We start from the raw sequence: 13,004 nt of genomic DNA, 5'->3' as shown, positions 1-13,004 counted from the left end.
TCGGCCGATGCCGCTTGGGGCAGAAGGGTCAGGCTCGCGAACCGCGCGAGTACCCGCCACGGTCGGCCCGCTCGGTGCGGTCGCCGCCGTAGGAGCGACCTCCCTGGCGGGGGCCGCGCGAGCTCTCGCCGCGCGGACCACCAGTGCGGGGTGCACCACCACGAGGGCCACCGCCGCGGGGGCCGCCCGGGCCGGACGGGCGTCCGCTGCGCTTGGTGCCCTCGAGGACGCGACGAACCTGGTCCTCGGGCACCGGGATGCCGCTCGGGGTCACGGCGCCGGTCGCCGCCAGCCTCGCGTCACCGGGGATCGCCTTGGTCGGGACGGCGTCGATGCCGGCATCCTTGGCCATCCGCTCCATCGTGCGGCGCTGGTGCGGCAGGGCGAGGGTCACGACGGTGCCCTTGTCGCCCGCGCGGGCCGTGCGGCCCGAGCGGTGCAGGTAGTCCTTGTGGTCGGCCGGCGGGTCGACCTGCAGGACAACGGACACGTCGTCGACGTGGATGCCGCGGGCTGCGACGTCCGTGGCGACCAGGACCGGCAGGCTGCCGTCCCGGAAGGCACCGAGGACGCGGTTACGCGCGCCCTGGTTGAGACCGCCGTGCAACGCGGCCGCGAAGACACCCTGCTCGCGCAGCTGGAGGGCCACGCGGTCGGCGCCGAGCTTGGTGCGCACGAACACCACGGTGCGTCCCTCGCGGTTGGCCACCTCGGCGATGATCGTCTTCTTGTGCATGGGGTCGATGAGCAGCACGTGGTGCTCCATCGTGGTGACGGAGGCCTTCGCGTCGTCGGTCGAGTGCGTCTTCGGGTCGGTGAGGTAGCCCTCGACGAGCTTGTCGACGCCCTTGTCCAAGGTGGCCGAGAAGAGCATCCGCTGACCGCCTGCAGGCATCTGGTCGAGGATCGCGGTGACCTCGGGCATGAAGCCCATGTCAGCCATGTGGTCGGCCTCGTCCAGGACGGCGATCTGGATGTCGCGCAGCTGGACGGCGTCGCGCTCGATGAGGTCCTTCAGCCGGCCCGGGGTCGCGATGAGCAAGTCGACGCCGCGGTTCAGGGCGCTGATCTGGGTCGTGTAGGACAGGCCGCCGGCGACGAGCTTGTGGCGCAGGCCGAGGACGTGCACGAGGGGCTCGAGCGCGTCGGAGACCTGCATGGCCAGCTCGCGGGTCGGGACCAGGACCAGGGCACGCGGGCGACGCGGGCGGGCCCTTTCGCCATCGGCGAGACGGGACAGCATCGGCAGGCCGAAGGCCAGCGTCTTGCCGGAGCCGGTCTGGCCACGGCCGAGGATGTCCATGCCGGCCAACGCGTCCGGGATGGTCGCGGACTGGATCGGGAACGGCGCGGTGATGCCGTCGCGGGCCAGGCGCTCGACCAGGCGTTCGGTGAGTCCGAGTCCGGCGAACCCGTTGTCGGCATCAACCGTAACGGGGCCGTCCACGCTCTTGCGGGTGGCCTTCACCCAGGTGTCGGCCTCCATGCGCTCGGCCTCGGGGTCGGTCTGGTTGTCGAAGCTGCGCGCCGGGCGGTCATTGCGGTCGAAGCTGCGCGCCGGGCGGTCGTTCCGGTCGAAGCTGCGCGCCGGACGGTCCGTCCGGTCGTTGCGGTCGAAGCTGCGCGCCGGGCGGTCGTTCCGGTCGAAGCTGCGCGCCGGGCGGTCGGTGCGGTCGAAGCTGCGGGCGGGGCGGTCGGTGCGGTCGGTGCGGTTCACGGGGCGGTCCTCACGGTTGTACTGACGGGGACCACGGTTGTCGTCACGGTCGTAGCGACGGACCGGGCGGTCGTCGCGGTTGAACTCACGGCGCTGGGGCCGCTCGTCACGGTTGAACTCACGGCGCTGGGGCCGCTCGTCACGGTTGAACTCACGGCGCGGGCCGCGGTTGTCGTCGCGGTCGAAGCGGCGCGGGGCGCGGTCGTCGCGCTCGGGGCGACGGTCACCATCGCGGGCCGGACGCGCGGCATACGGCTTGGTGCCCGACGCGCGACCGGCGGCGGGAACGGAGGACTGACCGCGGTGGGCCTTCTTGGGGCCCTTCTTCGCGGCAGCCTTCTGGTCTGGGGTCCACCGGGCCTTTTTGGGCGCGTCGGATCGCAGCTTCTTGGGCACAGATATTCAACTCACTTCAGGTACTCGAGTAGACACGCCTCGAGCCACCTGGCGAGGGGGCGAAGAAGACGAGCCTCAGGCCACAAGGGCCCGTGGACCGGATCGACGTTTGTCATCCGGTGGGTCTCAGTCGGAGTAGGAATGATCGGATGTGGCGGCTTTGCCACTGCTGGCGCTGCCACGCGCCGCCGAACTGAGCCCGATCAGTCTACCAGCGTCGCCGGGTTCCCCTGACCAGCACCATCCCGACGCCAAGGAGCACACCGGTGAGGTCAGCGACGGCATCCCAGATGTCGCCGGAGCGGTGCGGCAGGAAGAAGTGCTGGACCAGCTCGCTCACCGGTGCGTGCACGGCGAGCCCGACGACCACCCAGGTCGGCCGCAGGCCCGCCAGCAGTCCCAGCACGGTCGGGACGAGGAACAGCAGCACGTGGACCACCTTGTCGGTCCAGGTCACGGGGCCCTGGACGTCGATGCGGGGCCAGTAGAGCGCGGCGACTTGGAGCACCACGACGAGGCCGAACGCCGGGCGGAGCAGCTGGCGCCTCCGAGTCGTGGCCGGCAGGCTGGTCGGGGCGGAAGTCACGGGGCCACCCTAGGCGAGCGGAATCGCTGCCGCTCCCGTCGTGTTGGCTACCGATGTGACCCCGACCCCCGCCCGTCCCCTGTCCTTGCTCGACTTCGTCGACGTCCCCTCGGGGCACACCGCGCAGCAGGCCATCGCCCGGAGCGAACAGGTGGCGCAGGCGGCCGACCGCCTGGGCTACGCCCGGTACTGGATCAGCGAGCACCACAGCTTTGCCGGTCTGGCGAGCAGCTCTCCCGAGATCCTCATCGCGCACCTCGCGGGGCTGACGCAGGGCATCCGGGTCGGTGCCGCCGGGATCATGCTGCCCAACCACTCGCCCCTCAAGGTGGCCGAGTGGTTCAAGACCCTCGAGATGCTGCACCCGGGACGCATCGACCTCGGCCTGGGTCGAGCGCCGGGCACCGATCAGCTCACCGCCTTTGCGTTGCGTCGCTCGCGGGAGGCGCTGACCGCCGACGACTTCCCGCAGCAGGCGGCCGAGCTCATCGCGTTCCTGACCGACTCCTGGCCCGACGACCACCCGTTCACGGCGGTGCGGGCCACGCCGGTGGTGGAGACGAGTCCTGAGCTGCTCATGCTCGGCTCGAGCGGGTGGGGGTCGGCGTTCGCCGCCGTCAACGGGATGACGACGGTCTTCGCCCACCACATGGCCCCCGAGCTGGCCGTCGACGCCCTCCGGGCCTACCGCCGTGACTTCCGTCCCGGCGCCTTCGGCGACACCCCGCGGGTGATCATCTCCGTGCTGGCGCTGGCCACCGAGGACCCCGACGTCGCCGCGGACTTCCGGGCCGGCTGGGCGCTCCAGATGCAGCGCATCCGCAGCGGCCAGACCACTCGGCCGAGCGCCCGCGAGATCCGCGAGTTCCGCACCTCCGAGGCCTTCGCCCGGATCGCACCGACGCTCGAGGGCCGCGTGTATGCCGGGCCGCCGGCCGAGGTGGCGAAGGGCCTGTCGGCGCTCGCGGACGACGCCGGCGCCGACGAGATCACGCTCGTCGCCCCGACGCCCGACCTGCCGGCGAAGCTGCGCAGCCTCGAGCTGCTAGCCGATCAGTTCGGGCTCACCGTCCGCGCCTGAGAACTCGCCGTCGAGCGACAGCCGCTCAGCTGCCTCAGGGGTCAGCCCCAGGGCCGCCGCCTTGACCGCGGCCGCGACGACCTTGGAGACGTCGGGGTGGAACACGCTCGGGATGATGTAGGCCGGGTTGAGCTCGTCGGGGTGGACCACCTCGGAGAGGGCCTTGGCCGCGGCGAGCATGACGTCCTCGTCGATGGACGTCGACGCGGCGTCGAGCAGACCGCGGAAGACCCCCGGAAAGACGAGCACGTTGTTGATCTGGTTGGCGAAGTCCGACCGTCCCGTGGCGACGACCGCGGCGTACTGGGCGGCAGCGATCGGGTCCACCTCGGGCTCGGGGTTGGCCATGGCGAAGACGATTGCGCCGCTGTTCATCGTGGCGATGTCCTCTCCGGTGAGGATCCCAGGTGCGGAGACTCCGATGAACACGTCCGCGCCGACCAGGGCCTCGCGCAGGGTGCCCGTGACGCCAGCCTGGTTGGTGTGGGCAGCGGACCAGGCGAGCGCAGGCTGCTCGCCCGAGGCGATGTCGTCGCGTCCGGCGTGGAGGACGCCGAGCTGGTCGGCGACCACGACGTCGGTCGCACCAGCCTTGAGCAGCAGCTTGAGGATGGCCGTCCCCGCAGCTCCCGCACCGGACATGACCACGCGGCATTCGCTCAGCTCCTTGCCGACCACACGCAGGGCGTTGCGCAGCGCGGCCAGGGTGACGATGGCCGTGCCGTGCTGGTCGTCGTGGAAGACCGGAATGTCGAGCTCCTCGCGCAGCCTCGCCTCGATCTCGAAGCAACGTGGGGCCGAGATGTCCTCGAGGTTGATCCCCGCGAAGACCGGACTGATGGCCTTGACCGTGCGGATGATCTCCTCGGTGTCCTGGGTGTCGAGGCAGATCGGGAACGCGTCGATGTCGGCAAACCGCTTGAACAACGCCGCCTTGCCCTCCATCACCGGCATCGCCGCGAGCGGGCCGATGTTGCCCAGGCCGAGCACCGCGGAGCCGTCGGTGACGACGGCGACGGTGTTGCGCTTGATGGTCAGGCGTCGGGCGTCAGCCGGGTTCGCGGCGATCGCCAGGCACACCCGTGCGACCCCGGGGTGTAGATCAGCGACAGGTCGTCGCGGTTGCGGATCGGGACCTTGGACTCGATCTTGAGCTTGCCGCCGAGGTGCACGAGGAAGGTGCGGTCGGACACCTTGCCGATCTCGACGCCGTGCACCCCCCGCATGGCCTCCACGAGCTCGTCGGCGTGGGCGGTGTCCCGCGCGGCAGCCGTGACGTCGACGCGGAGGCGGGCCGGGCCGGATGCCGTGACGTCGAGGCCGGTGACGAGGCCGCCGCCGCTCTCGATGACGCCGGTGAGCTCGGAGACCGCGGTCGCACGAGCCGGCAGGGTCAGTCGGACGGTGATGGAGTTGGACACGGAGGGGGCGGCGCTCATGACCGCATTCTTGCGACTACCGGGCGGTAGGCCGAACTGCGCCCGGGTCGTGGTCGTCCGTCGAGCCCCGCAGGTCGGGAAGGTTGGGCGGGTCCGCGACGTTGACACACGGTGACTGCGACCCGCGCGGTCCGAATGGGAGTGGAACCTGACATGGCAAGCACGACACTGACCGCGGAGAACTTCGAGAAGACGATCCTCGAGAGCGGAACCGTCTTCGTGGACTTCTGGGCCGAGTGGTGCGGCCCGTGCAAGCGCTTCGGACCGGTCTTCGAGGCCGCCTCGCAGGAGCACCCCGACATCGTCTTCGGCAAGGTCGACACCGAGGCCGAGCAGGCCCTCGCCGCGGCGGCCAACATCACCTCGATCCCGATGCTCATGGGGTTCCGTGACGGGATCCTCGTATTCGCGCAGGCCGGGGCGCTCCCCGCGCCGATGCTCGAGGACGTCATCGGCAAGGTGCAGGCCCTCGACATGGACGCGGTCCGCGCCGACGTGGAGGCCCAGAAGGCCCGACCGGCGACCGCCGAGGGCACGGCTTAGTCCACACTTTCCCCATGACAACGTGGGCGGTCCAGGCTCTGGGCTGGGCCGGTTCGGCCCTGCTCGTGTATTCGCTGCTGCAGACGCGCGTCCTGCGTTTTCGGCTGCTCAACCTCACGGCCAGCGTGACGCTGACCGTCTTCAACGCCGTCCTGCACGTCTGGCCGATGGTCGCGATGAATGCCGTCATCGCCGGGATCAACCTGTTCTTCATCGTGCGCCTGCTGCGCGAGCGGGGCGACGACCAGGTCTACGAGGTCGTGGCGGTGGGCGCCGACGAGGCGTACCTGCGGCACTTCCTCAAGGTGCAGGGCAAGGACATCGCCCGGTACTTCCCGGGATTCTCTGCGGATGACGCGGGGGCACCGGGAGCGCTCGGATCGGGTCGCAGCGCCTACCTCGTCGAGCGCGGCAACGAGACGGTGGGCGTGGTCGTCGTCCGGGACGCCGGCGACGGGGTGGCCCAGGTCGAGCTGGACTACGTCACGCCGCGCTTTCGGGACTTCTCGCCCGGCGCGTTCGTCTACCGCAACAAGCGGGCTGTTCCGGGGCAAGGGAATCCGGCGCATCCTCACCCCGCCCGGCATGGTCAACCCGTACTACGCCAAGTTGGGCTTCGAGCCCGAGGGCGACCACTGGGTGGCCGACCTGGCCTGAGGGCCGGCCGACGAGCCGGACTGGTGCGTCGCGGCATACACCGCAGCCTGGGTGCGCCGCTCCATGCCGAGCTTGGCCAGCACGGACGTCACGTAGTTCTTCACCGTCTTCTCGGCCAGGGACATGGACTCACCGATCTGCCGGTTGGTGAGGCCGGCCGCGACGTGGTCGAGGATCCGCCGCTCCTGGGGGCTGAGCGCGCGCAGCCGCGGGTCGGTGTCATCGCCCTGGCTCCACGTCGCCCGGAGCCTTCGTGCCCGCTCCGTGTCGAGCAGGTTCTCCCCTGCGGCGACCCGGGTGATCGCCTCCACCAAGCCGTTGCCCTTGATGTCCTTGAGCAAGAAGCCTGACGCGCCCGCGAGCACCGCCGTCGCCAGCGCCTGCTCGTCGTCGTAGGACGTGAGGATGAGGCCCTTGATCGACGGGTCGACGGATCGCACCTGACGGCAGACCTCGATGCCCGAACCGTCCGGCAACCGCGCATCGAACACGGCCACGTCCGGGCGAAGGGCAGGGATGCGCCGAGCCGCTTCCTGGGCGAGACCGGACTCACCGACCACCTCGAAACCGTCGCTGGCTTCCAAGAGCTCACGAAGCCCTCGACGGACGATCTCGTGGTCGTCCAAGAGAAACACCCTGATCACCACAGTCGGCCCACCCTCTCCAGAGCCCCGCAGGGCAACGCCACTGTTGTGAGCCTAGACACCTCGCCACCCGCCGTGCAGGGCCGAAGGTCCCGTGTCCTCACGCGCTGAGCGGCACCACCCAGGTGATCCGGGTGCCGGACGGCTCGACAGGTTCGACGCCAAAGGTTCCCGAGCGGACCGTCGCCCTGCGTTCCAGGTTGGCCAGCCCGCTGCGCCGGTCCATGGCGTCGACTCCCTTGCCGTTGTCCGTGATCGCCACGGTCAGCGACGGACCCACGCTGAGCCGAACCGTCGCGGCGCTCGCCTGCGCGTGGCGTGACACGTTCGACAGCCCCTCTCGCACGACGGCCAGGAGGTCGTTGGCCAGGTCCGGGTCAAGCTGGGTCGAGTCCCCCTCGAGGACGAGGTCCGGGGTGTAGCCGAGGCTCGCGGCATACGTCTCCACCAGTGCGCGCAGCTCGGACTCGAACTGCGCGGCCGGGGGCGTCGTATGCAGCGCGAAGATGGTGGACCGGATGTCCTTGATCGCCACGTCGAGGCTCTCGACAGCCTCGTCGAGCCGCGCCTGCACCACTGGGTGGACGGCGAACCGGCCGGCGGACTGCAAGGACAGTCCGGTCGCGAACAGTCGCTGGATCACATGGTCGTGCATGTCCCGGGCGATGCGGTCCCGGTCCTCGAGCTGGGCGACCAGGGCCCGGTCGTGCTGGGCCCGGGCAGCGATGATCGCCAGACCCACCTGCTGCGCGAAGCCCGACAGGGCCGGCATCACCTGCGAAGCGGCGTCCTCCTGACCCGGTTCCCACTGCACGAGCAGGTGCCCGATGGCTCCCGAACCAGCGGCCATGGGAAGGACTGCCGTCGGGCCCGCCTCGACCAGCCCCGCAGCCTCGGACAGGTCCGACGCCACCCGCTGCGCGGCGCCAGGCTGCGAGCCCGGCACGAGCAGGAGCTCCTGGTCCGAGCCGAGTATCTCCGACCACTGGGCTCCCTCAAGAGCTGGCCAGGTCGCGGGGCTCACCGACGCGCGTGCCGCGTGGTCGGCGCTGTGCAGGGCGTGAATCCAGGACTGCCCGTCCTGCTCAACCAGGGCAACGGCGCACAGCCGCGCGCCGGCGAGGGCGCAGGCCCGCTCGACCATCGGGGGCAGCGCCGCTGCCTCGACCGGGCTCTCCAGGAGACTGCGCGTCAGCTCGCTGATGGCCTGCCCCCAGAGCCGTTGTTGCTCGCTGCGTTCGTACATTCGGGCGTTGTCGATCGCGAAACCCGCCGCGGAAGCGAGCGCCACCAGGATCGTTTCGTCAGCCTCCGAGAACTCCGTGTTGCCGCTCTCGGCGAGGTAGAGGTTGCCGAACACCTCGTCGCGGATCCGGATGGGCGCCCCGAGGAAGCTGCGCATCGGCGGGTGGTTCGGTGGGAATCCGTAGGAGTCCGGGTGGGCGGCGAGGTTCGCCAGTCGACGCGGTCGCGGGTCGCGGATCAGCAGGCCCAGGATGCCGTGCCCGCGCGGCGGGTCGCCGATCCGCGCGCGCTCTTCGGGGCTGATCCCGTGCGTCACGAACTCGACCAAGTGCTCCCCATCGGGACTCAGCACCCCCAGGGCGCCATACCGGGCGTTGACCAACGCACAGGCGGATCGCACGATCCGGCCGAGGACCACCGAGAGCTCGAGGTTGGCGCTCATGGCGGTCACCGCGTCAAGCAGGGCCTCGAGCTGTTCGTGCGACCGCCGGGCAGCAGTCGCCCGCGCCCGCAGCTCCTCCATCAGGTCGTCCACCTCGAGGGAGACGGTCTCTGACCATCGCCCCTGGTCTCGCTCGCGCTTCGGGTCCAGAACCACGCTCCCGAGGATAGGCCCCGAAGCCGAGGGCACCCCCGGCTCCGTCGAGCTGGCTTGCGCAGGCGCCGGACCTGGGACAAGAAGGGACCAATGGCCCCACCAGGTCCTTGCCGGCGGCCCCAGGCTCGACCCATGATCATCACCTCGCCCTCGCCGCCGCAGACCCCATCAGTTCGGCCCGTGGCGCCCCCCGAGGTGGTGGCCGGAATCGTCAACGACGGCTCGGCCGCAGTGGTTGCGCAGGCCGCCGTTCGCCTCGCCCGTGAGCTCGGCGGAAGGGTGCGCTTCGTCCAGGTACTGCCGGATGGACTCGACGACCACGAGCGCGCGGATGCCGAGGCCGCCACGTTCGGCGCGGCCCTGCGTGCTCTCCACGGCCGCCCGAGGGTTCAGGCCACCTTCGAAGCGCCCCCGGGTGATGCGCGCGAGCTCCTCGTGCGCCGCAGCCGCTTGGCGATGGCCCTCGTCGTCGGACAGGACAAGCCGGGCGAGGGCGCACAGCACGGCGTGGCGGCATACTGCCAGGCCAACTCGGGATGCCGGGTTCTCGTGGTCCCGGCCCCCGACGGCCGCTGACACGGCGGACCGCCTACGCCCGAAGGCCGCCGAGGACGGTGAAGCGTCGCCCCGTGATGGTGTTGGGGATCACGCGGACGACCTGGGGCTTGGCCCCTGCGTGCCACGGGAAGATCGGCAGGCTGAGGGCCTCGATGGCCTCGTCGGCCTCATTCACGAGGCGCCCCACGCCGCGCACCACCACGCTCCACGCCTCGCCCTTGGACGCGTCGTAGCCGTCGACCTCGAAGGCCACGGGGTGTCCGTGCGTGGCCGACAGCTTGGTTCCCTCAGCCGTGCGAAAGACGATCGTCCCGTGGTCCACCAGGTGGTTGACCGGAAAGACGTCCGGAGCGCCGTCGACGACGACCGCCAACCTGCCGACCGGGACCGAACGCAGCAACGCGAGTGCCTCATGGGCGCCCAGCTCATGGGTTTCCGATTCAGGGTGGGGAAGCTCGGACTGAGTCATGCACCCAGTGCAAGGCCCTACCGACCTCCCCGACAGAGGCGAAAGTCCTGATCGGTCAGCGACGAAAGGCCGCTGACAGCCGGGCGACTGGTCGACAAGGGGGACCTTGTGCCCTGTCTGCGGGCTGTGCTCCTGCCTAGCGTGAAGTCGTCACCCGTCGGCTGGGAAAGCGAGCGTTGTCCTATGACTGCCACCACAGCTCTGAGCGCAGGGCTCGACGGCCCCGCGCACTTCCTCACCTGGGGCCCGATCCAGATCTCCGTCGCGAACCTGGTCACGATCGGAGTCATCGTGGCCCTGTTCGTGCTGGCCGTGGTGCTGCCCTTCCCGAAGCCGCGGGACCGGCGATGAGCACCCCCGCACCGGCCGCGGACACCGGTCGGTACACCTGGACCGGACGCCTGCGGGAGCGACTCGTGCGCACCCTGCCTCCTGAGCAGCTCATGCCGGAGGAGCAGCCGGCATACGTCGCGTCGTGGATCTATGTCTTCGGGGTCGCGACGCTGGCCGCGTTGGTCTTCATCATCGCCAGCGGTGTGGTCCTCACCCTCGAGGGGCCGCAGTGGTACCACGTGTCGTCGGTCGGGCACTTCGTCAACAGCGTGCACCTTTGGAGCGTCGAGCTGTTCTTCGTGTTCATGGTCGTGCACCTCTGGGGCAAGTTCTGGATGGCCGCATGGCGGGGTCGGCGGGCGATGACCTGGATGACCGGCGTGGTGTCCTTCCTCGCCTCCATCGGCGCGGCGTTCACCGGCTACCTCGTCCAGACGAACTTCGACTCCCAGTGGATCTCCGGGCAGGCCAAGGACGGCCTGAACTCCGTGGGCATCGGCGCCTGGTTCAACGTCACCAACCTGGGCCAGATGCTGCTCTGGCACGTCGCCCTGCTCCCCCTGGTCGTCGGCCTCATCGTGGTCTGGCACGTGCTGCTCGTCCGCAGGCACGGGGTGGTGCCGCCGATCGACGCCACACTCGAGGCTCCCGTCGAGGAGCAACCGCTCGCGAAGGAGCGCTCGTCATGAGCGGGACAACACGGACCCGTCGTCCGGTCCCGGCACCGCCGGGTCGGCGCAGCGCCACCGAGGACCTGGCCGCCCAGCCATGGGCGGGGGCGAAACGGGAGTACGACCTCCTCAAGGAGCTCGTCATCGCGCTGGTCGTCGTGGGCGCACTGGTCATCGGCCTTGCCGCCGCCTTCAGCTCCCCCGACGAGAAGAGCCTCACCCTCGCGGGATGGGCCCAGCAGGCGCCCAACGACTTCGTTGCCACGGCCGCCGCAGAGCTGGCCGGCACGAGCACCAGCGCGGGCTACGGGCCGCCCTACAACGCCACGGCGGACGCTGGTCAGAAGCTCGGCCCGCTCGACCTGCAGAAGGCCGCCGGAGTGCGCATCCCGGTGGACTCCGCCAACGACTTCGTCATCACGCCACTGTCGATGCTGCCGCCCACCCCGGCACTCGCCAGCGCCCTCACCCAGTGGAAGGGCGCGTCAGGCACCGCGCGGGCCGCGTGGGCAGGGGCGTATGCCGATGCGCTCGCCAAGGCACCGGACGGCAAGCCCGCAGCCGTGGCCCCGGGCCAGTACGGGCCTGTGCCGGTGCTGACCGCCAGCCTCCTGCGCATGGCGCGTTCCGGGGTGCTGCAGCCGGTCATCCAGGGAGAGGGCGGCTTCTACAGCACGGACTACACGCGCTCGACCCTGTTCCTGGCCGACGGCGGCTACCTTGACGACCACGCCACGGCCGAGCACCTCGGGGGCGACCAGTGGGGCATGATGAACGAGACCGGCAGCTACCCCGGCCAGTCCTGGCTGTGGCTCTACACGTTCTGGTACCAGATCGAGCCGTTCAAGTCCTCGCCGAACGCCGACGCCCTGGTGTGGGGGCTGATGGCCCTGCTGAGCCTCGGGTTCCTGCTCGTGCCCTTCGTACCCGGTGTGCGCTCCCTGCCGCGGTGGATCCCCATCCACCGCTTGATCTGGCGCGACTACTACCGCGCGCACCCACCTGCGCCACGGTGAACGCCGGGCGCTCGGCCGCGAGTTCCCCACACCTGCGCCGACGCAGCGAAACAGCGCCCGGGGTCTGGATCGACCCCGGGCGCTGCTCCCAACTGATGTGTGCGAACACCTGGGTGGTGGAGGTGGCGGGAATTGAACCCGCGTCCACTGACGGGAAACCAGGGCTTCTCCGGGTGCAGTGCGCTAGGGAGTTTCTCGGCCCCAGGGCTCGCGCGCACACGTTCCCTGACAGGCCCAGTTGAGTAAGAGTCCCGCGCAGCCCCCCAACATGACTGCGCAGCAAGTTCTCTAGCTGACGCCAGACACTGAGTCGAGAACTACCTCAGGCTGACGGACTCCGGAGCTCGCTCAGGCGGCGAGGGCGAAGTCGGTGCGGTTGGAATTGGCACCTATTGTTTTGCCGGGAGCGTTAACGAGATAACCAGGCATCCTCGACCCGCTTCCCCTGGTATGCCGACCAATGTCGAAACCGATCACCCCCAGGCTCCTGCGAGTGCAGGGGTGTTCACACACACTCTGTTCAGTTGTCGTGCTGTTGCACCAGCCTATCGTCCAACGCCCACCGGCTCCGAATCATTTCGTGACAGGTCGGCCTCCTCGAAGCGGTCGCGGCTCGCGACGATCTCGCCGACATGTGCCTCGGCCCAGTCGGTCAGCACGGCCAGCGGGCCACCGAGCGAGACCCCGAGGGCCGTGAGGGCGTAGTCCACCCGTGGTGGCACCTGGGCGTAGACGGTGCGGGTCACCAGCCCGTCGCGCTCCATGGCCCGCAATGTCTGGGTGAGCACCTTGGGCGCCACGCCGCCGATCCGCTGGCGCACCTGGGTGAACCGCAACGGGCCATCGACCAAGGCGGCGATGACCAGGACAGTCCACTTGTCGCCGATGCGGTCGAGGACCACCCGGGTCGGACAAGTGGGGTCGAACACGTCGCCGCGCTCGATGAGCGGGCGGGACTGCGCCATGGTAACCATCAGGTACTTATAGCACGTTGAAGTGGTCAGTTACCACTGGTTACCGTGAGCCCCGTTCCCCCGGATCGCGCAACGAA

At 70.0% G+C, this 13,004-nt stretch carries 13 protein-coding genes, 1 other RNA gene and 1 pseudogene; 6 read left to right on the top strand and 9 right to left on the bottom strand.

The annotated features are described in order from the left end of the window. Nucleotides 1-28 precede the first annotated feature (28 nt). Both GKE56_RS01635 and GKE56_RS01630 read right to left on the bottom strand, forming a co-directional pair. Nucleotides 29-2,113, bottom strand: a complete 2,085-nt coding sequence (locus tag GKE56_RS01635) for a DEAD/DEAH box helicase (protein ID WP_154683079.1) — start codon at nucleotides 2,111-2,113, stop codon at nucleotides 29-31. Nucleotides 2,114-2,321: 208 nt separating this feature from the next. After that, nucleotides 2,322-2,699 carry a VanZ family protein gene (locus tag GKE56_RS01630; protein ID WP_230209112.1) on the bottom strand — a complete coding sequence of 126 codons (378 nt, stop codon included), beginning with the start codon at nucleotides 2,697-2,699 and terminating at the stop codon, nucleotides 2,322-2,324. Between the two features lie 55 nt (nucleotides 2,700-2,754). On the opposite strand from GKE56_RS01630, the gene GKE56_RS01625 reads away from it, so the two are divergent. Continuing rightward, on the top strand, nucleotides 2,755-3,780 hold the full coding sequence (locus tag GKE56_RS01625; RefSeq protein WP_230209111.1) for an LLM class flavin-dependent oxidoreductase: 1,026 nt from the start codon (nucleotides 2,755-2,757) through the stop codon (nucleotides 3,778-3,780). Here the strand turns inward: GKE56_RS01625 and GKE56_RS01620 are convergent. Further along, nucleotides 3,745-5,219: pseudogene (locus tag GKE56_RS01620) on the bottom strand (NAD-dependent malic enzyme). The gene GKE56_RS01625 and the pseudogene GKE56_RS01620 sit on opposite strands and share 36 nt — an antisense overlap. Nucleotides 5,220-5,372: 153 nt before the next feature. Between GKE56_RS01620 and GKE56_RS01615 the strand changes: the two are divergent. Beyond that, nucleotides 5,373-5,762 carry a co-chaperone YbbN gene (locus GKE56_RS01615; RefSeq protein ID WP_154683078.1) on the top strand — a complete coding sequence of 130 codons (390 nt, stop codon included), beginning with the start codon at nucleotides 5,373-5,375 and terminating at the stop codon, nucleotides 5,760-5,762. Here GKE56_RS01615 and GKE56_RS18040 read toward each other — a convergent pair. From GKE56_RS18040 to GKE56_RS01600, 3 genes are all read right to left on the bottom strand, one after another. Next, nucleotides 5,759-6,058: a hypothetical protein gene (locus GKE56_RS18040; protein WP_154683077.1), complete on the bottom strand. Its 300-nt coding sequence runs from the start codon at nucleotides 6,056-6,058 to the stop codon at nucleotides 5,759-5,761. The two genes, GKE56_RS01615 and GKE56_RS18040, sit on opposite strands and share 4 nt — an antisense overlap. Before the next feature lie 303 nt (nucleotides 6,059-6,361). Continuing rightward, nucleotides 6,362-7,045: a response regulator transcription factor gene (locus GKE56_RS01605; RefSeq protein ID WP_304650406.1), complete on the bottom strand. Its 684-nt coding sequence runs from the start codon at nucleotides 7,043-7,045 to the stop codon at nucleotides 6,362-6,364. Nucleotides 7,046-7,163: 118 nt separating this feature from the next. Then, complete coding sequence (locus GKE56_RS01600; protein WP_154683075.1) at nucleotides 7,164-8,906, bottom strand: GAF domain-containing sensor histidine kinase; 1,743 nt, start codon at nucleotides 8,904-8,906, stop codon at nucleotides 7,164-7,166. Nucleotides 8,907-9,038: 132 nt separating this feature from the next. Between GKE56_RS01600 and GKE56_RS01595 the strand changes: the two genes are divergently transcribed. Further along, nucleotides 9,039-9,482: a universal stress protein gene (locus tag GKE56_RS01595; RefSeq protein ID WP_154683074.1), complete on the top strand. Its 444-nt coding sequence runs from the start codon at nucleotides 9,039-9,041 to the stop codon at nucleotides 9,480-9,482. 13 nt (nucleotides 9,483-9,495) lie between these two features. On the opposite strand, the gene GKE56_RS01590 is transcribed toward GKE56_RS01595, so the two are convergent. Then, entirely contained in the window at nucleotides 9,496-9,933 is a 438-nt protein-coding gene (locus GKE56_RS01590) for a pyridoxamine 5'-phosphate oxidase family protein (RefSeq protein ID WP_154683073.1), read from the bottom strand. A gap of 183 nt (nucleotides 9,934-10,116) precedes the next feature. Here GKE56_RS01590 and GKE56_RS01585 point away from each other — a divergent pair, with 183 nt between their 5' ends. Genes GKE56_RS01585 through GKE56_RS01575 form a run of 3 tightly spaced genes read left to right on the top strand, consistent with a single transcriptional unit; the run spans nucleotide 10,117 to nucleotide 11,953 of the window. Beyond that, complete coding sequence (locus GKE56_RS01585; RefSeq protein ID WP_154683072.1) at nucleotides 10,117-10,284, top strand: hypothetical protein; 168 nt, start codon at nucleotides 10,117-10,119, stop codon at nucleotides 10,282-10,284. Beyond that, nucleotides 10,281-10,955 (top strand): cytochrome b N-terminal domain-containing protein, encoded by a 675-nt coding sequence (locus GKE56_RS01580; protein WP_154683071.1) that lies wholly within the window; start codon nucleotides 10,281-10,283, stop codon nucleotides 10,953-10,955. The genes GKE56_RS01585 and GKE56_RS01580 overlap by 4 nt, the downstream gene beginning before the upstream one ends. Continuing rightward, on the top strand, nucleotides 10,952-11,953 hold the full coding sequence (locus GKE56_RS01575) for a hypothetical protein (protein WP_230209110.1): 1,002 nt from the start codon (nucleotides 10,952-10,954) through the stop codon (nucleotides 11,951-11,953). The genes GKE56_RS01580 and GKE56_RS01575 overlap by 4 nt, the downstream gene beginning before the upstream one ends. Nucleotides 11,954-12,067: 114 nt before the next feature. Here GKE56_RS01575 and ssrA read toward each other — a convergent pair. After that, nucleotides 12,068-12,434, bottom strand: a transfer-messenger RNA (tmRNA) gene (gene ssrA / locus GKE56_RS01570). Between the two features lie 64 nt (nucleotides 12,435-12,498). Continuing rightward, the gene (locus GKE56_RS01565) at nucleotides 12,499-12,918 is read right to left on the bottom strand and encodes a helix-turn-helix domain-containing protein (RefSeq protein WP_230209109.1); all 420 of its coding nucleotides are present in this window, start codon (nucleotides 12,916-12,918) and stop codon (nucleotides 12,499-12,501) included. Between the last annotated feature and the right edge of the window lie 86 nt (nucleotides 12,919-13,004).

Source organism: Nostocoides sp. HKS02 (assembly GCF_009707485.1).
Taxonomy (GTDB): domain Bacteria; phylum Actinomycetota; class Actinomycetes; order Actinomycetales; family Dermatophilaceae; genus Pedococcus.
The sequence above is the reverse complement of the archived record's forward strand: the minus strand, read 5'-3'. Positions and strand labels throughout refer to the sequence as shown.